At 69.4% G+C, this 22,643-nt stretch carries 13 protein-coding genes and 3 pseudogenes; 9 read left to right on the top strand and 7 right to left on the bottom strand.

The features are described from left to right. Nucleotides 1-18: 18 nt before the first annotated feature. Entirely contained in the window at nucleotides 19-501 is a 483-nt protein-coding gene (locus Adu01nite_RS25300) for a response regulator transcription factor (protein ID WP_203729956.1), read from the top strand. Here Adu01nite_RS25300 and Adu01nite_RS25295 read toward each other — a convergent pair. Beyond that, nucleotides 498-3,176, bottom strand: a complete 2,679-nt coding sequence (locus Adu01nite_RS25295; RefSeq protein WP_203729955.1) for an AfsR/SARP family transcriptional regulator — start codon at nucleotides 3,174-3,176, stop codon at nucleotides 498-500. The genes Adu01nite_RS25300 and Adu01nite_RS25295 overlap by 4 nt on opposite strands. 119 nt (nucleotides 3,177-3,295) lie before the next feature. Between Adu01nite_RS25295 and Adu01nite_RS25290 the strand changes: the two genes are divergently transcribed. From Adu01nite_RS25290 to Adu01nite_RS25280, 3 genes are read left to right on the top strand one after another with little or no spacing between them, the layout of a single operon-like run. Beyond that, a complete protein-coding gene (locus Adu01nite_RS25290; RefSeq protein WP_203729953.1) occupies nucleotides 3,296-6,070 on the top strand; it encodes a hypothetical protein in 2,775 nt (924 codons plus the stop codon). After that, nucleotides 6,060-6,872 (top strand): ATP-binding cassette domain-containing protein, encoded by an 813-nt coding sequence (locus Adu01nite_RS25285; protein ID WP_203729951.1) that lies wholly within the window; start codon nucleotides 6,060-6,062, stop codon nucleotides 6,870-6,872. Before Adu01nite_RS25290 ends, Adu01nite_RS25285 begins: the two co-directional genes overlap by 11 nt. A gap of 2 nt (nucleotides 6,873-6,874) precedes the next feature. After that, entirely contained in the window at nucleotides 6,875-7,489 is a 615-nt protein-coding gene (locus tag Adu01nite_RS25280) for an ABC transporter ATP-binding protein (protein ID WP_203729949.1), read from the top strand. A gap of 58 nt (nucleotides 7,490-7,547) precedes the next feature. Here the strand turns inward: Adu01nite_RS25280 and Adu01nite_RS25275 are convergent, their stop codons facing one another. Together Adu01nite_RS25275 and Adu01nite_RS25270 are read right to left on the bottom strand one after the other, a co-directional pair. Then, nucleotides 7,548-8,405: an alpha/beta fold hydrolase gene (locus Adu01nite_RS25275; RefSeq protein ID WP_203729947.1), complete on the bottom strand. Its 858-nt coding sequence runs from the start codon at nucleotides 8,403-8,405 to the stop codon at nucleotides 7,548-7,550. A 55-nt stretch (nucleotides 8,406-8,460) separates the two neighbouring features. Beyond that, a complete protein-coding gene (locus Adu01nite_RS25270) occupies nucleotides 8,461-9,543 on the bottom strand; it encodes a glycoside hydrolase family 19 protein (protein WP_203729946.1) in 1,083 nt (360 codons plus the stop codon). Between the two features lie 520 nt (nucleotides 9,544-10,063). Here Adu01nite_RS25270 and Adu01nite_RS25265 point away from each other — a divergent pair. Both Adu01nite_RS25265 and Adu01nite_RS25260 read left to right on the top strand, forming a co-directional pair. Beyond that, nucleotides 10,064-10,402: pseudogene (locus tag Adu01nite_RS25265) on the top strand (hypothetical protein); the annotation flags it as partial. Between the two features lie 3 nt (nucleotides 10,403-10,405). Then, nucleotides 10,406-11,054, top strand: a pseudogene (locus Adu01nite_RS25260) (nucleotidyl transferase AbiEii/AbiGii toxin family protein). A 303-nt stretch (nucleotides 11,055-11,357) separates the two neighbouring features. On the opposite strand, the gene Adu01nite_RS25255 reads toward Adu01nite_RS25260, so the two are convergent. Then, the gene (locus tag Adu01nite_RS25255; RefSeq protein ID WP_203729944.1) at nucleotides 11,358-13,706 is read right to left on the bottom strand and encodes a DEAD/DEAH box helicase; all 2,349 of its coding nucleotides are present in this window, start codon (nucleotides 13,704-13,706) and stop codon (nucleotides 11,358-11,360) included. A gap of 59 nt (nucleotides 13,707-13,765) precedes the next feature. Here Adu01nite_RS25255 and Adu01nite_RS25250 point away from each other — a divergent pair, with 59 nt between their 5' ends. Further along, nucleotides 13,766-14,077, top strand: a complete 312-nt coding sequence (locus Adu01nite_RS25250) for a hypothetical protein (protein ID WP_203729942.1) — start codon at nucleotides 13,766-13,768, stop codon at nucleotides 14,075-14,077. 335 nt (nucleotides 14,078-14,412) lie between these two features. Here the strand turns inward: Adu01nite_RS25250 and Adu01nite_RS25245 are convergent, their stop codons facing one another. Both Adu01nite_RS25245 and Adu01nite_RS25240 read right to left on the bottom strand, forming a co-directional pair. Beyond that, nucleotides 14,413-14,919: a DUF6933 domain-containing protein gene (locus Adu01nite_RS25245; RefSeq protein ID WP_203729940.1), complete on the bottom strand. Its 507-nt coding sequence runs from the start codon at nucleotides 14,917-14,919 to the stop codon at nucleotides 14,413-14,415. A 91-nt stretch (nucleotides 14,920-15,010) separates the two neighbouring features. Beyond that, nucleotides 15,011-18,235 (bottom strand): DEAD/DEAH box helicase, encoded by a 3,225-nt coding sequence (locus Adu01nite_RS25240; protein WP_203729938.1) that lies wholly within the window; start codon nucleotides 18,233-18,235, stop codon nucleotides 15,011-15,013. A 597-nt stretch (nucleotides 18,236-18,832) separates the two neighbouring features. Between Adu01nite_RS25240 and Adu01nite_RS49160 the strand changes: the two are divergent. Beyond that, nucleotides 18,833-19,033, top strand: a pseudogene (locus Adu01nite_RS49160) (nucleotidyl transferase AbiEii/AbiGii toxin family protein); the annotation flags it as partial. Here Adu01nite_RS49160 and Adu01nite_RS25235 read toward each other — a convergent pair. Then, on the bottom strand, nucleotides 19,021-20,496 hold the full coding sequence (locus Adu01nite_RS25235) for an AAA family ATPase (RefSeq protein WP_203729936.1): 1,476 nt from the start codon (nucleotides 20,494-20,496) through the stop codon (nucleotides 19,021-19,023). The pseudogene Adu01nite_RS49160 and the gene Adu01nite_RS25235 sit on opposite strands and share 13 nt — an antisense overlap. A gap of 267 nt (nucleotides 20,497-20,763) precedes the next feature. On the opposite strand from Adu01nite_RS25235, the gene Adu01nite_RS25230 reads away from it, so the two are divergent. Further along, complete coding sequence (locus Adu01nite_RS25230; RefSeq protein WP_203729934.1) at nucleotides 20,764-22,224, top strand: plasmid pRiA4b ORF-3 family protein; 1,461 nt, start codon at nucleotides 20,764-20,766, stop codon at nucleotides 22,222-22,224. Nucleotides 22,225-22,643 lie beyond the last annotated feature (419 nt).

Below are 22,643 nucleotides of genomic sequence, written 5' to 3'. Positions count from 1 at the left end.
CACACCAGACTTTCCGGCGTGATCATCGTTGACGCCAAGCCGGGCCGGGTGCGGATCGCGATCTCCAGTCCGGAGATCCTCGCGCACATCCGCCATGAATTCGCGAGCAAAGGCCTGGACGTACAGATCGACGGGTTGCCCTCGGTCGATGTGGTGATCACGCCGGGCAGCGGGGTCGCACCGGCCACCGGCGCGCTCGCCGACGCCCTCAGCGGACTGGCCGGGCCGCAGACCCGGCACAAGGACCCGGCCACCGCCCGCTATCGGCTCGCGGTGGTGCCGCACGGCAACCCGGCCGCCAAGGCACGCCGGCTCACCCCTCTTTCGCCCCGGGAGGCGGAGGTCATGGACTGGATCAGCCGCGGCCGGTCCAATGCCGACATCGCCGGACTGCTCCAGGTGCAGCCGAAGACCGTGAAGAACCACATCAACCGGATCTTCACCAAGCTCGGTGCGGCCAACCGGGTCGAGGCCGTCCTGATCTGGCAGCGGACGGCTTAGGTCAGCGCCGCCAGGAACTTGCGCACCTCGCCGGCCTCCTCGGCGTCCAGCTCCTGGAAAAGGGCCAGCGCCCGACGGGCCAGGTCGGCGCCGGCGCCCACCTTGGCCAGGCCGAACAGGGCCAGCCCCTCGTGGTAGCGGTCGCCGGCGTCGGTGCTGATCCGCAGCGCGTCGGTGAACGCCTTCTCGGCCTCCTCCTGCCGGCCGAGACCGTGCCGGGCCAGCCCGATGTTGATCAGCAGATTCGCCTCGACGAGCTGGCTGCGGGACTTGCGGGCGTACTCCAGGCCCGGCAACCCGTCCTCGATCGCCTCCGCCCACCGGCCGGTCTCGGCGTTCAGCTCGCACAGCACGTCGTACGTCGCGGCCAGGTAGTAGTCGATGCCCTCGCGGCGGGCCAGCTCCAGCGCCTCCCGGGCCGGGCCGCGCGCGGCGTCGTACTCCTTGGCCTCGCGCAGCGTCGACGCCAGGTTGCCGAGCAGGCTGATCCGGTGCTGCCAGTCCTCCGGCCGGTCGAGCAGCTCCAGGCCCAGCCGCAACTGCTCGACCGCGGTGTCGTTCTGGCCCAGCCGGGAGTGAGCGACGCTGCGATGGTTGAACATCATCGCGCGGGCCACCCGGTTGCCGGCCGTCTCCGCGGCCCGCATCCCCACCCGCAGCAGCTCCAGCCACTCCAACGGGCGGCCGGCCGCGTAGAAGTAGTCGAACAGCAGCAGCGTCAGGTGCCAGGCCGCGTCGTGCTGCCCGCCCCGGCCGGCCCGCCGGGCCAGCGCGGTGATGTTCTGCCACTCGATGCCGCACCAGCGCAGGGCCTCACTCTGCCCGGCGAAGACGGCCGGCGGGACGTCGGTGCGCGGTTGCTCGGTCGGCGCACCCCGGCCGACCTGGCGATCGCCGACCGTGCCGAGCGAGACGCGGTACCAGGACAGGACCCGGGCCAGGGCATCCCCGCGCTCGGCCGAGGTCAGTTCGCCGGCGAGCTCGGCGGCGTACGCCCGGACCAGGTCGTGCATGGTGTACCGGTCGTCGACCTGCTCCAGCAGGCTGAGTGTGTCGAGCCGGTCCAGCAGCAGCGCGGCCTGCTCCACCGTCGTCCCGAAGAGGGTGGCCGCGGTCAGCCGGGTCACGCTCGGCCCGGGAAAGACCCCGAGCAGCCGGAACGCCCGGGCCGCGTCCTCGCCGAGCGCGGCGAACGACCAGGACAGCACGCCGCGTACGGAGTAGAGCACGTCATCGGCCAGCTGAAGGGTGTCCAGCCGGTGCTGGACGTCGGCCAGCTGCCGGACCAGGTCGTCGATGCCGGTGCTCGCGGTCGACGCGACCTGCTCGGCCGCGATCTGCAGGGCGAACGGCGACCGGTCGCACAGCGCGGTGAGGCGGCGGGCGGACTCCGGCTCGGCCCCGACCCGGTCGGCCCCGATCAGCGTGCTGAGCAGGCTCAGCGATTCGTCGTCGCTGAGCGCGCCGAGCGGGACCCGGTGCGCCGAGTGCCGCACGGCCAGGCCGGAGAGCCGGTTGCGGCTGGTCACGATCACGAAGCAGGTACTGCCGCCGGGCAGCAGGTCCTCGATCTGGTCGGTGGACGCGGCGTTGTCGAGGACCAGCAGCATCCGCTTGTCGGCCAGCATGCTGCGCCACAGCGCGACCCGCTCCTCGCGGCCGCTCGGGACGTGCCGCGCGCCGATCGAGGTGAGCAGCTGGTGCAGGGCGGCGTCCGGGGTGAGCGCCGAGTGCGACGGGTCGAAGCCCCGCAGATTGATGTAGACCTGCCCGTCCGGGTGGCTGTCGCGCAGCATGTGCCCGGCCCGGATCGCGAGGGTGGTCTTCCCGATCCCGCCGACACCCACGATCATGACGATCCGCCGGCGCGGGGTCAGCAGGGTGAGCAGTTCCTCGGCCCGGCCGACGAAAGCGTCGTTGTCGTGCGGCAGCTGGGCCGGGCGCAGCTTCGCCGGTGGCGGCTGGTCGTCGGCCAGGATCTCGGCGTGCAGGCCCTGGGTGGTCGGCGACGGGCTGATGCCCAGCTCGGCGGCGAGCCCGCGGCGCAGGTCGTCGTACTGCGCCAGGGCGTCGGCGGTGCGGCCGGTCCGATGCAGGGCGGTCATCAGTGCGCCGCGGAGCCGCTCGTCGAACGGGTTGGCCGGCACCTCGGCGAGCAGCCGGTCCACCACCTCCGGCAGCATGCCGGGCCGGGCCCGCTCGGCGTGCTCGATCAGCACCTGCAGCCGCAGCCCGGCCAGCCGATCACGGGACTGCGCGACGAACGGGCCCGGCACGCCCGGGAAGGCTGTGCCCGTACGCCAAGGCTCCAATGCCTTTTCGTACGCCTCGATCGAGTCCGCGGCCCGGGCGCGGTCCTCGGCCACCGTGACGTCGAACTCGTCCCGGCCGAGCCGCAGGCAGTAACCGGCCCGGCTGCTGTCGAGGCGACCCTGGGCCGCACCGAGCGCGCGACGCAGCCCGGAAAGATAGGTGTGCAGGCTGCCGGCCGCGGTGGTGGGCGGCGATTCACCCCAGATCCGGTCGACGAGCTGCCCGCGCGAGACGGTGGTGCCGGCGCAGAGCGCGAGCACCGCGAAGACGGCGCGCTGCTTCGGCGGCCCGAGATCGACCTCGGCACCGTCGACCATCGCGCGGAACGACCCGAGGCCCTCGACCCGCAACGTCGCTGTCAAGCATGCACTCCTGCTCACTACCCCGATGGACAGAGCGGCCGCAACACTATCGCAGCGAGCTTTGCGGACTAGTCGCTCATATCGGCTTCCCTGGATGACGTGTTGTAGGTTCCGGAACTATGCGGCCCGTTGATCGCCTCACGATGGCCGCGATGCTGGGTGGGCTGCGGCAACGGGCCTGGTCGCTGCTGATCCTCGCGGCGTTCCTGGTGCTGGCGGCGGCCGGCGCGGCCGGGCAGATGTTCGCCGAGGCGTCCGGCAACGCCGCCTTCCAGGTGCGCCTCGGTGAGGTCGCGGCGGCCCGGCAGAGCGACGCCGCGGTGGTCCGGATGTCGGCCGACGTCGGGCCGAAAAGCTTCGACCAGCAGGCGGTGATCGACGATCTGCGAGCGGTGCCGGGCCTGACCGAGCCGGACCTGACCGGCCAGTCGGTGGGCGCGGAGCTGGCCGCCCCCAAGTTCTGGGGATTCACCGCCAACGCCGGCGACCGGCACGAGCGGGGGCGGCTGTTCGCCGTCGGCTCGCCCGCCGACGAGCTGGTCGCGGTGGGTGCCCCGGCCGGGACGGACGGGCTGTGGCTGCCCGAGCCGATGGCCGCCGAGCTGGGCGTACGCGCCGGCGACCAGATCATGCTCGCCCTCGTCATCGGCAACCGCGGCACGCCGCAGCGGGTCACCACCACGGTCGGCGGCATCTACGCCGTCGACGCCGCCGGCCGGCTGCCCGCCGAGACCCCGCCGAGCCGCAAGTGGGCGCTGCGGCGCGGGGACACCCCCGACGACACCGAGTACCGCACGATCCCGGCGTACCTCCTGATCGGCGACGTGGCGACGGTGGAACGCCTGGCGCAGGCCACCGGTGACCAGATCTTCTGGGCGGTCGAGGCGGCACTCGCGCCGGGCGGGACGCTCGCCGACGCGCGACGCACCGCCGCGCGGCTGGAGGAGGTCCGCCGCAAGTACGCGACCGCGCTGCCGGCCGAGGGCGACGACCCACTGGCCCTGCGGTTCGCCAGCGGCATCGGCCGGATCGCCGAGACCGCCCAGGCCACCACCGACACCGTGCGCCAGCGGACCAGGCCGGTGGAGTGGGCGGCAACCGGCGTCGGCCTGGCATCGGTGCTGGCGGTGGCCCTGCTGACCGCGCGGCGCCGGGAACGGGAGATCCGGCACGCGGTCGCGGTCGGGATGTCACCGCTGCGGGTGGGCGGGCTGTGGCTGCTCGAGCATCTGCTGCCGGCCGCGCTCGGCGCGGCTCTCGGCTGGCTGGCCGCCTGGCAGCTGGTGGCCCGGCTGGGTCCGCCCGGCCGGATCGACGAGTCACTCGCGCCGGCGGCGCGGGCCGGGGCGACGGTCGCCCTGGCCGGTCTGCTCACGGTGGCGTGCGTGGGCGCGCTTGCGGCCTTGCGACGGGTACGCCCATCGCCGCCGGCCACCGCACGCCGGCCGTTGCCCTGGTCCGCGATGGTCGTGGTGGTCGCCCTGGTCGCCGCGGCCGGCCTGATCAGCGCGGGTGGCAGCGCCGAGGGCATCGACCTGCTGGTCCCGCTGCTGATCCTGGCGGCGGTCGGGGTGCTGGCCGGCTGGCTGCCCGGCCGGTTGGCCGGCGGCGCCCGGCTGCCGGCCTCGCCGCGCCGCGCGGTGGTGTGGCTGGCCCGCCGCGGCCTGGATTCCGGCGGGGCCGAGCGGCGGCTCGCCGTCACGGTGGTGACCGCGGGCCTGGGCATGCTGCTGTTCGGCCTGTCCGCGGTGGAGTCGACCACGGTCTCGGCCGGCGACCGCATCGCGGTGGCGGCCGGCGCGGAGAGCGTCGCGGTCCTGGATGGCGGCTCCTCGTCGCTCGACGACGCGGCGGTGTCGGTGCCGCCCGACGATCCGCTGCGCGGCGGGCCGCCGGATGCCCCGGTGGCCGGGTCGCGCATCCCGCCGCTGCCGGCCGGCAACACCGTGGTCTGGCGGTCCGACGTGCTGACCCCGCTCGACGACTTCCGAAAAGATCTGCTGGTCATCGACCCGGCCCGGTTCCTCGACGTCGCGATGTGGGGCCACGGCCCGGATCTCGCCGCGGCCCGGGCCGCGGTGGCGGCACTGGCCGCGAACCCCGGCACCGCCGACGAGAACAACGGCAGCGGCTCGGCGCGGGCGATCGTCGTCGGCGACCCGGCGTCCGCGCTGGTCGACACGATCCGGGTCGCGGTCGGCGCATCGACCGAGGACGTCGAGGTGGCGGCGCGGGTGGCCGCCTTCCCCGGCATGCAGGGCCGCCCGATGTACGTGGTCGCCGCCACCCCGATGTTCGCGAAGCTCGGCCCGGACGACCCGCGCCTGCGCCCGCGCACCGCGATGCCGGCCGGCGTCCAGCTGTTCCGGACCTTCCTGTGGAGCTCGACCAGCGTGCAGCCGGTGCTGACCGCGAAGGGCGTACAGCCCGAGTCGCTGGCCAGCGCGACCCTCCTGCGCCAGGACGCCACCTACATCGCGACCGGCCGGGCCCGCAGTTACCAGCTCGCCATCGCCGGCTACCTGGCGCTGCTGGCCGTCCTGACCCTGGGCGTCTACGCGCAACGCACCGCCGTCCTCCGCCGGCCCACCGACCTGATGCTGGCCCGGGTCGGTCTCGGCCGGGCCCGGGTGCGCCGCGCGCGGTCGCTGGAGTTCGTGCTGCTGGCGGTGGTCGCCCTGGCCGCCGCGGTGGCCGGGGTGGCGGCACTCGCCCCGATCGCCGGCCGGCTGCTCGACGATCAGCCCGGCCTGCTCCCCCGCTACGCCTTCCAGCTCTCCGCACTCGGCCTGGTGATCACCGCCGTGGCGGCCGTCGTGGCGACCGCCCTGGCCGTGGCGCTGACCACGATGCGTTCGGTGAGCGCCGAGGAGGACGCCTACCGTGACGACTGAACCCCTTCTCGCCGGGCGCGAGCTCCTGCAGCTCTACGCCGCCCCCACCGGCCCGACCCAGGCGCTGCGCGGTGTCGACGTCACCGTGTTCGGCGGCCGGATCAGCGCCATCACCGGGCCGTCCGGCAGCGGCAAATCCACCCTGCTCGCGTTGCTGGCCCTCCGTGAACGGCCGGCCGGCGGTGAGCTGCGGCATCGGGGCACGCTCGTGTCCGGGCTGTCCCGCCGCAGGCTGCAACGGCTTCGCCGCCAGGAGATCGGCTGGGTGGCGCAGCGGCCGACGCACAGCCTGTTCCCGCAACTGGACGCCCGGGGGCAGATCGAGCAGATAGCCCGGCTCCGGCGCGTACGCTGCGACGCCCTCGCCCTGCTGGACGAGGTCGAGCTGGGGGCCCGGGCCGGGGCGCTTCCGGCCGTGCTGTCCGGCGGTGAGCAGCAGCGCCTCGCGGTGGCCGCGGCCGCCGTCGGTGCGCCCGCGCTTCTCGTGGCCGACGAGCCGACCGCCGAGTTGGACGACGACTCGGCGGCGCTGGTCCTTCGCCTGCTGCGGGCCCGCGCCGACCAGGGCAGCGCCGTCGTGCTCGCCACCCACGACGCGCGGGCCACGGCGGCCGCCGACACCGTGCTGCGACTGCGGCACGGAGTGCTGAGCGGGGTCGTGGATGCCGGCCAGGACCACACCACCACCATCGACGGCCAGGGCCGGCTCCAGCTGCCCGAAGAAGCGCTGCCGCTGTTCCCCGACGGCCGGGTCGTCGTCACCGTCGTCGACGGCCACGTCGAGCTGCATCGGCCGGAGTGACGATGGCACTGGTAGAGGTACGCAACGTCGGGCACACCCGGGCCGGGCAGCCCGTTCTTCAGGACGTCGACCTGTCGCTGCCGGCCGCCGCGACGGCCGTCCTCGCCGGACGGTCCGGCTCCGGCAAATCCACCCTGTGCCACCTGATCGCCGGGGTCATGCCACCCACCAGCGGAACCGTGCTGGTCGACGGCCGGCCCGCGGTGCCCGCCCCGAGCTGGTCGACCGTGTCGCTGCTGCCGCAACGGCTGGCGCTCGACCCGGCCCTGACCGTCGCCGAGAACGTGCTGCTCCCGCTGTTCGGCGCGGCGGACGATGCCGAACTGCTCGACCGGCTCGGCCTGACCGCGATCGCCGGGCGCCCGGCTCGGGACACCTCGCTGGGTGAGCAGCAGCGCACCGCGCTGGCCCGCGCGCTCGTCCTGCGCCCGGCCGTCGCCGTCCTCGACGAACCCACCGCCCATCAGGACGACGAGCACGTCCACCTGGTGCTCGACGCCTTGCGGGCCGCGGTGCAGACCGGCACCCTGGCCATCGTGGCAACCCATGACCAGCGCGTCATCGACGCCGCCGACATCGTCGTCCGGCTGCACTCCGGCCGCATCGTCACGGACTGACTTCCAGCCCCGTCACGCCTTTACGGCCAGCCCCGTCACGCCTTTACGTTCAGCCCCGTCACGCCTTTACGTCCAGCACCTCTCGCAGCTTGGCCGCGAACTCCGGCGGCTTGCCCGCGTAGCCGAAGTCGCCGCCGAGGAAGCCGCCGTGATGGCTGGGGAAGACGACCGCCTCCTGGCCGAGCAGCGCCGCCACACCGTGCGCGGTGCGCGCCGTGTAGGCGTTCCCGGTCTCCTCGCCGACCCCGATCACGATTCGGGTCGGGGCCGCGGTCAGCGCGGCCGCGTCCGGCCGGTAGTCGGTGATCGACCACGACTTCTTCGACAGCAGCGGGTCGTCGCGGTTGCCGTCGTCCTCGGCCGGCATCCCGAACATCGCCGGGTCCGGCAACGGCTGCTCGAAGTACGCGTCGGTGAACTCGCCCTGCCACGACGTCATGACGATGAACGCGGCCATGCCGGCCCCGTTGCCCTTCGCCTGGTACGCCTCGTAAAAGCGGGCCCGGGCCCGATCGGCGGCCGCGGCGTCGGGCAGGACCGCGTTGATCGGCGGTTCGTGCGCCACCAGCGTGCCGACGTCACCCGGGTACTTCGCGACCAGCTCCAGTGCGGTGACCGCGCCGCCGCTGCTGGCGAAGACGTCGACCGGCCCGCCGCCGAGCGCCTCGATCAGCCGGTGCAGGTCCGCCGCCTGATCCTGCGGGGTGAGCTCGCTGCGGCCGTCCTTGCGGGTGCTGCGGCCCAGCCCACGAGGGTCGTAGGTGACGACGGTGCGGTCGGTGAAGTGCTCGGCGAGCGCGCCGAACCCGTCCGCCGTCATCGGCTGCCCGATCATGAGCAGCGTGTTCCCGCCCGTACCTCGTACGTCGTAAACCAGATCGACCTCGGGCAGCGCCAGGGTGTGGGTCTCCGTCATGCAGCCGAGGCTACGACGGGCGGTGCCGCTTTCGCAGCAGCACCGCCCGGTCGTGTCAGCAGCTCAGGTTGCCGCCGGTGGCGACGCCGAGCACGTTCGCGAACTGCGTGTAGATGTTGACCCGGCTCTGCACCTGGGCCGGGTTACCGCCGTTGCACTCGATGCTGTTGATCGCCCGGATCGTGGTGCCGAACCCCTGCCCGTTGACCATGGCGTTGTGCGAGGTGGTGCCGGCCGCGCCGGTGCCGGTCATCCAGTACCAGAGACCGGTCTGCCACGAGATCGACGAGTTGGTGGCCACCAGGTTGGGGTTGTTGAGCAGGTCGACACCGAGAGCGTTACCGGCCGCGTAGTAGTTGAAGTTCCAGCTCAGCTGAATAGGCCCGCGACCGTGATAGGCCGACTGCCCCGCCGGACACCCGTACGGCTGGGAGGTGTCGCAGTAGTGCGGCCAGTTGGCCTGGTTGATCTCGTCGATGTAGACCAGACCACCGGTCTCGTGGCTGACGTTGGCCAGGAACGCCGCCGCCTCCTGCTTCTTGACGGTGTCACTGCCACTGGTGGCAAACGACGGATACTTCTTCATGGCGTCAACGAGCCCGGCGTACGTGTAAAAGCCGTTCCGCCCCGGGAACATCTGATTGAACTGAGCTTCACTGACCACAAACCCGCTGGTCCCGCCCCCGCCGCCGGTGTTGCCCCCACCGGTACAGGTGTAGGGAGACCAGAACCAGGTGCTGATGACCGGGTCATAGCCCGGATTTTCATGGGTGGCCTGATAGAACTGCCCATTCGTGTATTTAACGATGGCCCCGACCGCGTAATACTGCCCGGCGACCCAGTTCGGATAGCTGCAGTTGGTGCTGCCCCCGCCACCGCCGGTGCTGCCGCCGTCACAGCCCCCGTTGTCCTGCCAGACCCCCGAGCCACCGGTGCTGGGCGCTTCACCTTGGGTCCACCACTTGGCGGTCCAGTTGTGGCTGTTGTAGGAGGCGGTCATGCCTCCGGTGTACACCGCACTGCTGTTATAGGCGGTCACGCAGGCAGCGGCAGCTTCCGACGTGAGCATCGGCGCCACCGCACCAACAAGCCCAAGACTGACCACAGCAAGCAGCGTGAGCAGGCGTTTCCGTTTCATGGCGGACCTTCCGGGGAGCGTGGGGGAAGAGGACCGCGCGCGCGATAAATCGACCAAACCAAATACCGAGGGCCCGGTCAATATCTGTAAACAAACTTAAGTAGATCGGGCAACCTTCGTCCCGAACCCCCCGACCAGCACGCCCGGACCATGACCGACATCCCCAGGTCGGCAGGACGTGGGCCGCAGGCCCTCGTAGCTCAGGGGCTGACGAGGTGGGTGTTCCAGCTGACGCTGCTGCCGGCCTCGTGGTCACGGCGCCCAACGGCGTCGCCTGGAGGCGTCACGCAGGCTGCGCCAGCTCGGCATCCGACTTCTCAGCGGCGCCAAACCCCTCAATGACGTACGCATTTCAGGCACTACGCCGTGGCAAACCGGAGGCGATTTGTCAGCGGATAGAGGACTACGGACCTGCCATTCGCCGGAGCGTATGCACGAAGTGTGGAGGCGTGTCCAGTAGGCTGGGGGCGTGGGCCAGTTCTCTGAGGGAGTCGACACCTGGCGGGACGAGCCGATGACCCGGCCGCCGGTGAGCTACCTTCCGTACGGTGATCGGAAGCCGTACGTCCTCGCCGACACGCTCACTGCGTTGAACGGGCCGACCCGCGGCATGATCACGTTGCCGCGCCACCTCGACTGGTCCGGCCATGCCGAGTATGACCTGAGCCGGGCCGCGCGCCTGTCCAGCATGTACAAGGTGGTGCTGACCGAGGCTGGCAGCGTCGACGACTTGTGCACCTGGCTCAACGGTGAACTGCTTCTCCGGCTCTGGCCCACGCTGTGGCTGCCACCGCAGCTCCGGCGGCGCTGGGAAGAACGCTTCCCGGAACTCGCCGCTACCCGCACGAACGCCGCATAGCTGGTGGATCCCTTTCACGAACGGCTCGCTCGCACGGGGCTTGCCGCCGCTCAGCGATACGGCTTCGCCCTCGCCGGCGGATACGGTCCAGGCAGCCGGTCTTCTTGAGCGGCCCAGCGAGGACATCGACCTGTTTACCGGCTGGAACCGCCGCGACGAGTTCAGCACAGCGGTCGCAGCCGTGGTTCAGGCGTACCGCGACGACGGCCTCACAGTCGACCTCGCACGGCGGTACGAGACGTTCGCCCGACTGGCAGTGAGCGACGGCAGCCACACGTCGAAGGTGGAGCTAGGCGTGGACTGGCGAGCCAACGAACCCATTCTCATGGCCGTGGGACCGGTTCTGCATCCCGACGACGCGGTCGCGAACAAAATGTGTGCGCTCTACGGGCGGGCGTTCGCACGCGACTTCGTCGACGTCGATGCCGCGCTGCGATCAGGCCGGTACACCCACGAAGTCGTTCTATGCCTGGCCGAACGCGCCGACCGCGGCTTCGACCGGCGAATCTTCGCCGACGCCCTTGGGCAGGCCGACCTGCTGGATCCGGACGACTTCGCCCAATACGGCATCACCGGTCAAGCGCTCGACGACATCCGGAAACGGTTCGCCGTATGGCGTCGCGATCTGCGTGACCAGTCTTCGTCGGAGTAGTTGCGTGGCGAAACCCGCGGAGTGGTCGGGCTCGCGCCGGGTCGAGGCGTCCGCATGCCGGGTGAAAAGGGGCCATTCACTGCGACATGCGGCCCGGCAGCTGCGCAGGATCGAGGCGACTACCTGGCTGAACAAGAGCCTGTTGACCTCAGCCGAGATTCCCTGAGAATTCCCCGTGGCCGGGTCGTAGAGAAGACCCCGTTCGGCCGACCGCTGCCGTCGCTCGGACGGAATCGGCGGTCTGCCGGTTGGCCTCACGACCATCATCCATCGACGACTGAGGCTATCCGCGACTGCACTGGTTTATGCCGCTGCGAAGCCGAGAGTCCGGTATCCGGGCATGCGGCGTTGCAATGAGGCGGCAAGGACTGGGGTGGCAACGTCGTGGTAGTCGTGTACCTCGGCGATGTCCTTGCCTGGTGCGGCTCGGATGACGCGGCCGGCGCATTGGACGAGCAGGCCGTCGTAGGAGATCGGCCCGGCGAGGAAGAGGGTATCGAGGGCTGGGGCGTCGAAGCCTTCGCCGATGAACGGCGTGGTGCCGATGACCAGCAGGGCGTCACCGGCTTTGGCTGTGTCCAGTCGTTCGACAACCGCCCGGCGATCGGTGGTGCTCATCGCTCCTTGGAGCACGAGCGGCTGATGTCCCCGTGTGGCGAGCATTGCGGCGAGAGCCTCGACGTGGGCGACCCGTCGGGTGAGGATCAGACAATTGCGGCCACGCTTCAGGGCCGCGGCAACGTCATCGGCGATCAGAGTGTTGCGTGGCTCGTCGAGGGCCAATCTCCGATGCACCTCGGCCAGCCCGCCCGGCGCGTCCAGGTCGACGTCGCCGGCCTTGAACTCGGTGTCCTGCAGGAACAACACGCGTCGCGGTCCGGCGTCAGCGTGCATGGTGGCGGCGAGAGTGCCCTGTTCCTCGTCGGTCATGGTGTGCCGCACGGGGCCGAGTTGCCAGGTGACGAGTTGACCGAGGCCGTCACGCCGGGTGGGCGTGGCGGTGAGGCCGAGCCAGAACTGCGCGGCGATCGCTTTGACGGAATGCTCGTACGCGGCTGCGCCGAGGTGATGGCACTCGTCGACAATCACGTGCCCGTACTCGTGGGTGAGGGTGGCGATGTCGTCACGTCTGGCCAGCGACGGCAGCAGCACGATGTCCACGGTGCCGGTGAGTTTGCGCCGGCCGCCGCCGAGTTGGCCGGGTTTGATGCCGAGGAACTGCTCGACGCGCATACGCCACTGGTCTGCGAGGGCTTTGCGGTCGATGAGGATCAGGGTGGAGGTGCCACGCTCGGCGATCACGGCGCAGCCCATGACGGTCTTACCGGATCCGGGCGGAGCGATGAGCAGCCCGTCGTCGTGGGCGAGCAGGGCGCCGACCGCGGTCCCTTGCTTGGCGGTGAGTTCGCCGGTGAACGCGACGTCGATCTCCTGGCCGGGGTTTCGCGCGTCGGCGACGGAAAGCCGCGAACCCGCATGTTCGACGATGGAGTTGATGGTGTGTCGCAACCCGCGGGGCAGGACCAGGTGGTCGTCGAGGGTGAGGTCGTAGCCGCGGATGAATCGCGGGGTGTCCCAGGTCGATTTCCGCAGGCGTTGCAGTTCGTAGAACTTCGGATTGGCAATGGCAGCCGCGTGTTTGAACGTCGCGAGCGCGGCCGGGGTGAGCTGACCGGCGTCGAGATTCAGACCGGCACCGAGTTCCGCCTGGACCACCGGAGGCAGCGCGGGATGGACCTGCGTTGCGGCAGACCGGCTGATCCTGGCGACGTCGGTTCCGGTGGTGGAGCGTTTCGCATTACGGACGAGGCGTTCTGCATCGCCGGGGCTGAGCCGATCCAGCGTCGAGAGGAACGCCCACTGGTCCTCGTACGGTTCGAGCGTGCCGAGGTCGAGGAACGTGGTGAGGCCTTCTTTACGGCGGCGGCCGTACAGCGGGGCGGCGATGAGGTTGCCGAACCCGCCGTCGGGCATGACGTCTTGATTGGGAAACAGCCGGTCATAAGACCGTAGGTCCATCGACCCGCGCAGCACCATCGCCTCGTGCAGCAACGCGGTACCGACCATTCGTGCCGTCGCCGCGGTTAGCGTGTCAGTGAAGAAGATCCATACATGGGCCCCGCGGCCAGACTGGGAAATCTCCAGCGCGGCCGGCACAGCACTGGCCCTCGCCGCCTTGACGTAGGCGAGCGCGTCAAGCATCGCCGTCGCACCGTCGAAGTCGGCGACGACGAACTGGCACGTGTTTTTGGGTAGCAACGGGTAGAGACCCATGAACACGTCGCCGACCAGATGAGCGGCGACGACTTGGGGCGTACGAGGAAGATGGACGGCGCTGCGCCGATCCATACCCTTGCGCCAGCCGCCGGCGACGGCTGGCGACCACCCAGATGCACCCGTACGAGTGTTTTCCCAGCGGACGGCGTACACGTCGGTGCGGGCCCGGAACCGGTCGGTGAACAAAGCCAGCTTGTCCGCCACCGGCGAGGCCATGGTGACCATCCCCGGCGCGGCGGCCGGGGCGGATAGCTGCTCCGGGGACGGAGCTGTGTCCTGACCACGCAGTTCCAGCAACCGCGACAGCCTGGCGTTCTCGGCCTGTAAGCGCTGTACCTCCCGGCGCAGGTCGGCGTGCTCAGCCGTCGCATCCACCGAATCATTCTGGCGTATCGGGCTTCGAACCTACGACGACAGGCCGCCATCCTCCGCCGATGGCACCGAAGCGGAACGCGGCGCTCGAGGCGATGATCGAAGAAGCCACGGTTGACGCGTACAACGACGACGAACAACTCACCGGCCTGTTCACCATGATCGAAGAAAACGTGGTCGTGCCGTTCACCACCACCGCGCTCGGCGTGGAAGTCACCGTGAAGAAACTCGACCTCACCGGCGACAGCATCGTCGCCATCTGCGCCCGAGGTCGTGACCGGCAGCGGATCGACCTACTCGACCTGCCACTGCCCACCCCACCACCGGACGGCTCAGTATGGATCGATGCCTACCGGTATTGGGCAGGACGGTAGACCACGGTAGGTGAATGCCAGTCCTACTCCTCCCGCGCCTGCCCAAACCGCGGAACGGCAAAGAGGCCGGAAGGTCGCTGGCTGCATGCGCCGGCTATTCGCGATGCTCCCATACCGGCACAGATCCGAGACCCCCAGCGGTCCTGCGAACAATGCTTCCGGTCTCGCCGAAGTCAACACACCGTGGCGGCGAGAAGCCACGCACCGGGTACCTCGTGCGCGAGGTGCCCGGCGACGCTGCCGCGGGATGCGCACCCCCGCGGTACCGGTGCACGAACAGTCGCGTGACCTCTCGCGAACATCAAGTCGTCCACCGACGGTGCACCTTGGCCGAACTACTCCGGGCGCTGGATGAGTTGCAGGAACGCCTTGAGTTCACGGGCCGGCCGGACATGGCGGCGGTAGAGCGGGCTGCATGGCGTCTCCGCCAGTTTCGCACCCAGCTCGGTCAGGCTTCGGCTGGGGTCGGAGTGCCGGTAGACGTCGGCGAGGTAGGCGAACTCGTTCATGATCCCGACGACGCTGCGGTTCGCGGTCGGACCGAACCGACAGTCACGCATCTGGCTCAACTCGCTGTCGATAACACTCGCCGGCGCTTGGTGGGTGGCCAGGGCTGCGGCGATCTCCGGTCCGATGCGGGCCGGCGCGGTGGCGCCCGGTGCCACCGGCATCAACACCGGTAGCAGGGTCTCCTCATTGACCAGCAGGATCAGTTGCTGAGGCCGCCACGGCAGCAGGGTCGCGTACCACTCGCCCAGCAGGGTGGCCGACGGTTCACCGTCATACGGCGTCGCCGACCCGAGCCGCTGGCGTAGTTTCTTGGTCGCGCGGACGATCAACACGAGACCGATTCTGCCCCACAGTTGTCGACCGAAGTGGCCGGGCTGGTCTTATCAGGGCGTGACTAAGCGCCCGCTTTTCGCACCATGGCCCCTAACCGAGGAGCTCGCGGATGTCTTCCGCGGTGAGCCCGGCAGAGGAGAATTCCCCGCCGTCCATCACGCCGGAGAACAGTTCGGCCTTGCGGGCCTGCAAGGCCATTACTTTCTCCTCGATGGTGTCCCGCGCTACCAGGCGATAGACCATTACGTTGCGGGTCTGCCCGATGCGGTGGGTTCGATCCACCGCCTGGGCTTCCGTCGCGGGGTTCCACCACGGGTCGAGCAGGATGCAGTAGTCCGCCTCGGTCAGATTCAGGCCGAACCCGCCGGCCTTCAGGCTGATCAGGAAGGCCCCGGCGGCGCCGGTCTTGAACTCCTCCACCACCCGCTTGCGATTGCGGGTGTTGCCGTCCAGGTACGTGCAGGCGATGCCGGCCTGTTCCAACCGATCGCGAGCGCTGCCGAGGAAGCGAGTGAACTGGCTGAACACCAGAGTGCGGTGGCCCTCCGCGACGATGTCGGTGAGTTGCTCCACGAGCAGATCAAGCTTGGTGGAGGAAACTGCGCGGTGTCGTTCGTCGACCAGCGCTACGTCCAGGCTGGCCTGCCGCAACAAAGTCAACGAGCGGAAGATCTCAAAGCGATTCTTCTCCATGTCACCCAGCAAGCCAAGTACCTTCTGCCGCTCCCGCTGCAGGTAGCGCTGGTAAACCTTGCGATGACCTGGCGACAGATCAACCTCGACCACCTGCTCCTGCTTGGCCGGCAGGTCGGCGGCAACCTCGCTCTTGCGCCGGCGCAGCACCAGCGGCCGGATCCGGCGGCGTAACTGGGCCAGCCGGTCCTGGTCGCGGTCACGCTCGATCGGATGGCGGTAATACTCGGTGAACCGATCGAGCCGAGGAAACAGCCCGGGGGCGGCGACCGAACACAGCGCCCACAGTTCGGCCAGATTGTTCTCCATCGGCGTACCGGTGATAGCGATTTTGAAAGGCACCGGGAGGCGGCGGGCGCACTTGTATGCCTGCGACTGCGGGTTCTTCACAAACTGCGCTTCGTCGAGCACCAGACCAACCCAGTCCAATGCCGCGTAATCGTCGTACTCCAAGCGGAACAGCGTGTAAGACGTAACCACAACGTCGGCCTGCCCAATAGCCTCAGCCAGATCGACACCTCGCCGGGCCGCAGTCGATGTGATCGCCCGAACCTCGAGATCGGGAGTGAACCGGGCCGCTTCAGCCGCCCAGTTGTGCACGACGCTGGCCGGCGCCACGACCAGGAAGCGGCCGTGTTTGCGGGCATGACACAGCAGAGCGAGCGCCTGCAGCGTCTTACCGAGACCCATGTCGTCGGCGAGGATGCCGCCGAGCCCGTTGTCGTGCAACGCGGCCAGCCAGCGGAAACCCTCCTCCTGGTACGGCCGCAACTGGGCGTGTACCTCGGCGGGCACCGGCTGGTCGAGGGCCACGCCGTCAGTCAGCGCGGCCACCGTACGCTGCCAATCCGCGGCCTGACCGGCCAACTCGCCCAATTCGGCCAGCTCGTCCCAGACCCCGGCCTGGAACCGGCCGACCCGGAGCACGCCCGGCGGGCTGTCGGTCAGCGCTCGCGATTCGGTGATCAGATCGCGCAGCTGCTGGAACTCCGGCCGATCCAAGCCAAAATAGGCGCCACTGGGCAGAATTAAGTACTCCTGGTCCCGGGCGAGGGCCACGAACAGCACTTCGAAGTCGACCTGCTCGCCGCCCACCTCGACGCGAACTGACAGGTCGAACCAATCCTGCTCGTCGGCTTCGGCGGCGCCGGTGAATCTGATGATCGGCGTCGCCGCAGTTTCCTGCAGGTTCCAACCGTCGTCGGGCTCGATCACGGACACCCCGAGTCTGGCCAGCGCGGGGACCACCGTACTCAGGAAGCGGATCATCTCGTCGCCGCCGAGCACCGACTCGGAGGCGAGCCGTGGGCCCAGTGGGCCGGATTCGAGCAGGCTGGGCACGACGAGATCGGCCACCCGCTGAAGGAGATCGGCGCCCTCGTCGGACAGCGTCGGCGGCCAGAGCGGCTCGCCATGTCGCCCGCCGCCTACCTCAACCACCCACTCCCAGTGCAATCGCAGCTGCTGCCGGCGTTCGGCACTCAAGGTCGCGGTCAGGGTTGGAGCACCCACCTCGGGCAGACTTACGGCGGGTCCGGCCGGCACGACCTCCACCTGCTGGACCAGGCCGGGATAGAACTCGGCGAAGAACCGCTTCTCGTGGTCGCCCGGAATCCGGATACTCGATGCCGTCAGGACCTTACGAGCCGAACTCGGAAGCGGCCGGGCCAGCGGAGCCAGCCTCATGGGCCGCCCAGCCGACTCCGCTTCGCCGCGCATACCCCACGAGGCGATGCCGTGCGCCGGCTCCCCGATGAACATCGCGCTCTCCAGGTCGACCGGCATGCCGTCGTCCTGCACCACGGCTTGTAACAACAGGTCGCCGTCGACCCGGTCCACTCGCATCGACACCCGCGCCGGCCGGCGCGCCACGATGACCGGCCCGGCGTTCTTGCCGTACGCCACCAGCGGCAGGCCGGACTCCTGCGCCTCCGCCAACAAGTCCCAGATCCGTCGACTGCCGAATTCGTCGAGAAAGACGTTCGCGCTGCTGCTGTAGTACTGCGCATGGGAGCCGGACAGCTTGACGATCTCGGTAAGTAGTTGGCGGTGGTGCTTCAGGTCCGACGAACCGCCCCCGGCATAGCCGAGCGACTGCCAACTGATCCCCGTGCGCACCCAGCCCCTGCGGCCCGGCAGCACCGGACGCATCGAGATCCGCTGCTGGGTCTTCCGCGTCCGTGAAACGTATGCGTTCACCAGCTCAAACTGCAGCCCGACACCGGGATCCGTAGACTGCGGGACCGGCTGTGTCCCGGCCACGTCACGGACCCAGGCCGACAGCTGGGACTCCCATCGGCTGGCGCTCGGCCGGCGCTGGGCCGGTGCAGCGGGCTTCTTCACCCTGGCCTCCTGCTCAGCGGCGATCAGCAGCGCCACGACATGAACGCATTCCGCATCGGCGCAGCTGCACGCACCTGCCACCGCGGGCGCCGCACCCGGGATGATCTCGCCGGTCACTGCCCCGCCGGCGCGAACCTTGCCGACCGCCTGACCGGACCCGTTTACTGCTAGATCGACGATCTCCCCATCGGCCAGCACTGCTCGTGCTTGGAGAAAGGTGCGGACTCCGACCAACTCACAAAGCACCGCTTCTTCTGCCGGGAGGACCAGCTTCGCCATCGTCGCCTTTCGCCAGAGTCAGCGACCCACCTTAAACGCGCGGCAAGAGATGCTGCACGCGACGTACTCACGACGAGTGACGTCACGGGGCGCCGCCAGGGTGAGGCCCGGCGGCAAAGGTCGCGGAGGGTTGGTGACACCCCGAACTGCTCAGACCATGAGACCCGCCGACGGCCACCTGGCCGTGTATATCGGCCAAGGGGGGTGGAGCAGGTGGCAGCGATCGATGGCGCGGCGCGCGGTTCGCGGTTTCGCACTCGCCGGCGGGTACGCGGTCCAAGCGCACGGCGGTGGCACGAACCATCGCGTGACCTCGTGCGAACATCAAGTCGTCCGCCGAAGATTTTCCCCAGCTCAGAAGGCGCCGTGAGTGCTCCAGACGCGCTCGGCGAGTAAATAACACTCGACATCAGTGCTAGGCACCCGCAGTCACCACCGGGCGCGCCGGGCGTGTGTGCGCGAGACTTGCTCCGCACGTCCTCCGACCAGCGCCGGAACCCCCACCGGCAGACCAGATGGCACCAGGGGGCCTCTCGACGGGACTCCCGGGCACTCGTGAGTATCCCCAGGTCGGTACGATATGGGCCGTAGGCCCTCGTAGCTCAGGGGATAGAGCAGTCGAAGGTGGAGTTCGGCGTGGACTGGCGGGCCAACGAGCCCATTCTCATGGCCGTGGGACCGGTTCTGCATCCCAACGACGCGGTCGCGAACAAGATGAGTGCGGTCTACGGGCGGGCGTTCGCGCGTGACTTCGTCGACATCGGGAGTTGCGGAATACGTCGAGGTCACGTGTACAGGCGGGCAAGGTCGATGAGTTGGATGCCGGGATCGGCAGCAGCCATCGCGAGAAGGTCGTCGGTGAAGCCGCCGCCGCTGAACAGCAGCAGCCGGCACCGGTCCGCGCGGATGTCGTTCCGGCCGTTGAGCAGGGTGCGGATGTGGGCCAGCCGCTGCAGGTGGCCTGTTCCGACGGTCTCGTTCCACTTGGCCTCGCCGATCGCGAGAAGTTCCTCGCGGTCCTGGTCGTCGCGGCCGAAGACGGCCACGTCCACTTCGTGCTGGGTGCGGGCGGCGGGGTCGTTGACGATGCCGGCCGCAACCCTGGTCGGATAGCCGCCAAGCAGGTCCGGGTCGGCTTCCCAGCGGGCCCAGTTCCGGCAGATCGTCTCGAAATGCGGGCCGACGACCTTGCTCAGGAAGGTGCGCTGCAGGCGGGGCCAGACCTGCCGGGCGCGACCGGTTCGTTCGAGGTCACCCCACGCCGGGCGCATGACAGCGTGGAAGAAGGTCAGGAGCGGCTCAGCAGTCCGGTAGACGCCCCGGTTGCTCTTGAAGGCGTCCTCCTCGCGCACGACCAGTCCGGCATCCTCCAGCACACCCAACGCATGGGCCAGGTCGGACGGTTGCCGGCCCAGGAAGCTGGCGATCTCGCCACGGCGGGTACGGCCGTCGGCGATCGCGGCCAGGACCGAGTGGTACAGGGCGGGATCGCGGATGTCGGGTTCCTCCGCGAGCAGGTAGCGGGCTTCCCGGAACAACGGGCGCGCCGGGTTCAGCACAGCACGGACGACCCAGTCGTCGAAGTCGCCCGGCCCGGCCGGAGAGTCGTCCTGGGTGAACTCGTGCCGATAGGCAGGCGTGCCGCCGACGATCGCGTTCACGAGCAGGGCGGTGCGTGGGTCGTCGATGTCCCAGAACTGGGCGGCTGCCCGGTAGTCCAGCGTCCGAACCACCAATTCCAGACCGGCTCGTCCCCTCAGCGGCGCGGTCCCGGATAACAACCCGCCCATGAACGACAGCGCCGAACCACACAACAGCAGCCGTACCTGCGTGTTCGAGCGCTGTCCGGCCGGATCGAGCGCACGCTGAATGATCGAGGGCAGTGCTGGGCTGGCGCGGGCCAGGAACGGAAACTCATCGATCACCACCGGCATCGGTTCGCGCCGGGCCATCGTCATCGTCCGCATGATCGCTTCGTCCCAATTGACGAACCGCAGCGGTGTCGCCTCACCGAGGTGGTCGCCGAGCGCCTGCCCATACTGCCGTAGCGCATCGGCCTCGGACGACTCGGTGGCGGTGAACATGAATCCGCCAGCCGCCTGGACCAAGGCGTCGAGCAGGAACGTCTTGCCCTGACGTCGACGACCGGAAACGACACCCAGGGTCGCTCCGTCCTGGGGCAGGCGAGCGAAGCGGACCAGTTCGTTCCACTCGTCGTCCCGGTCGAAGATCCCGCTCGGCTTCTCCACGACCCTCCCCATGTAAGCGTAGTTACTATAACTATACTTACGTGGGCGGCAGACAGCAGGATCGGGCTCCTGGAATCAATCTAGGGAGCCTCGCAGCGGGTGGGCCGAGGTGAGATTCGGCTCTTGCGGCAGAATGGCGCGATGAGTTCTGGAAGCCGACGCGCTGTCAAGCGAGGGACCGGCCGGTCTCTCCGACGCCCTGACCTCACTGTCGTCTCCGATCGGGATCAGGCTTGTGACTGCCCTGCCTGCGGTGCGGGTGCGGCTGATCCCGAGCAGATGTTGACCGATCTGGTCGACGATGCCGCCGCCCTGGCCGAGGTCAAAGACCCCCTCGAAGCTGAGTTGGCGGGCGCGCTGTTCGTGGTGATGGCGCGATCCGGCGGTGACGACGCCATGGCAGCTTTCGCCGGTGGAGTAATCCCGGCGATCGAGGCGCGCGGCACCCGCGCTGCCCTGACCCTGCTCACCGCGATCGGCGCGGCGGCCGGCAAGGTGGCGGATCCGGTCTCCGAGGCGGCCCGGACGGCTGCCGTCCGGCTGACCGGCGGCGGTGTCGCCGTGCCGTCCTGGGCGGATGATCTGGCGCAGCCCCTGACCGCCGGGCCATTCACCCGCCTGTACGACGTCGAGGACACCATGTCGGTGCTGATCGGTGTGTTCCAGCGGGCAGATCGTGACCACGCGCTCATGATCGTGGTCGATCACGACCACTGTGGTGCTGCGGACGAGATCTACCTGCTCGGCGGGGAAGAACTGCCGACGGCCGTGGCCGCGGTTCATCAGGGCGCCCGGCAGGACGGGGTGACCATCAAGACCAAGAAACTGAGCGCGGCCGAGTTCCGCTGGCATGTCGAGCAGGCCCTGGAAGCGCGTGCCGTCCACGACGAGGAGGACGAACCCGACAACGTCCCGGCCGGCTTCGACCTGACCGACAGCGAGGACGGCCCGGGATACGCCCCGCTCGCTGTGCTGACCCACAACCGGCTGGCAGGTCTGCCGCCCGCTCGCCGGCCGCGCGGCGCGGCCGCGTCCGGCCACGCCGCTGACCGGACAGCACTGGACGTGTTGCAACAGTTCGCCGCCGTGCTCGGCAGGTCCGGCGGGCCCGCCGCGTTCGGCCTGGACCTACCGGCCGCGCGTCGGCCGCAGTCGGCGAAACTGCCGACGAAACGGAAGAAGTCGAACGGCCCGGCACCGGTTTACCAGATCAAGGTCAGCCTGCGGGGCGCGAAACCGCCGATCTGGCGCCGGCTGCTGGTTCCCGGCGATATCACCCTGAACCGGCTCCACCTCGCGTTCCTCGCGGCGTTCGGCTGGCACGGCGGCCATCTGCACGTCTTCGACACGGCGTACGGCCAATTCGGTCAGGCCGACCCGGAGCTGGGGCATCGCTCGGACAGCCCAGTAACCCTGGAACAGGTCGCACCCGCGCTGAAAGACAAAATCCGGTACACCTACGACTTCGGCGACGACTGGGAACACGAGATCTTGGTCGAGAAGGTGACGGCCGCCGACCCCACCCTCGAGTACCCGCTGTGCACCGGCGGCCGGCGAGCGGCCCCGCCCGACGACTGCGGCGGCATCTGGGGATACCAAGAGCTGATCGAGGTGCTGGCCGACCCCGGCCACCCGGAGCATGAGGAACGGCTGGAGTGGCTGGGACTGCCCGACGCGACCCAGTTCGCGCCCAACACCTTCAACCTCGACCAGGTGAACCAGCGACTACGAAACCGCTGACGAACGGGCCACATGTGTCGGCGCTTCCGAGAGCCGCGGTCACAGGGCACGTCGCACTACGTTGGCCGGAGGCTCTTTTTCAGGACTAAGGACTGAAACTGCCTCTACCTGGGCGCATGCCCGAAGTGTGGAGGGCGGCCCAATAGGCTTGGGGATGGCGAGTTTCTCCGAGGGAGCGACAGCGGGTGGGACGAGCCGATGACCCGGCCACCGGCGGGCTATCTCCCGGACGGTCATCGGAAACCGTCCGTTCTGGCCGACACGCTCACCGCGCTCAACGGGCCGACCCGCGGCATGATCACCTTGCCGCACCATCTCGACTGGTCCAGCCATGCCGAGTATGACCTGAGTCGGCCCGCCCGCCTGTCCAGCACGCACAAGGCGGTGCTCACCACGGTGAGAGAGCTTGTGGAACTGGC

Origin of the sequence: Paractinoplanes durhamensis (assembly GCF_016862175.1) — a bacterium.
In the GTDB taxonomy this organism is placed as follows: domain Bacteria; phylum Actinomycetota; class Actinomycetes; order Mycobacteriales; family Micromonosporaceae; genus Actinoplanes; species Actinoplanes durhamensis.
Note: the sequence above shows the minus strand (reverse complement) of the source record. Positions and strands in the feature narration are given on the sequence as shown.

Excerpts from the sequence above, each read along its gene's own strand:
- Adu01nite_RS25250 (WP_203729942.1), top strand. The coding sequence starts at position 13,766 with ATGGCACCGAAGCGGAACGCGGCGCTCGAGGCGATGATCGAAGAAGCC.
- Adu01nite_RS25280 (WP_203729949.1), top strand. The coding sequence starts at position 6,875 with ATGGCACTGGTAGAGGTACGCAACGTCGGGCACACCCGGGCCGGGCAG.
- Adu01nite_RS25290 (WP_203729953.1), top strand. The coding sequence starts at position 3,296 with ATGCGGCCCGTTGATCGCCTCACGATGGCCGCGATGCTGGGTGGGCTG.
- Adu01nite_RS25270 (WP_203729946.1), bottom strand. The coding sequence starts at position 9,543 with ATGAAACGGAAACGCCTGCTCACGCTGCTTGCTGTGGTCAGTCTTGGG.
- Adu01nite_RS25275 (WP_203729947.1), bottom strand. The coding sequence starts at position 8,405 with ATGACGGAGACCCACACCCTGGCGCTGCCCGAGGTCGATCTGGTTTAC.
- Adu01nite_RS25230 (WP_203729934.1), top strand. The coding sequence starts at position 20,764 with ATGTTGACCGATCTGGTCGACGATGCCGCCGCCCTGGCCGAGGTCAAA.
- Adu01nite_RS25235 (WP_203729936.1), bottom strand. The coding sequence starts at position 20,496 with ATGGGGAGGGTCGTGGAGAAGCCGAGCGGGATCTTCGACCGGGACGAC.
- Adu01nite_RS25240 (WP_203729938.1), bottom strand. The coding sequence starts at position 18,235 with ATGGCGAAGCTGGTCCTCCCGGCAGAAGAAGCGGTGCTTTGTGAGTTG.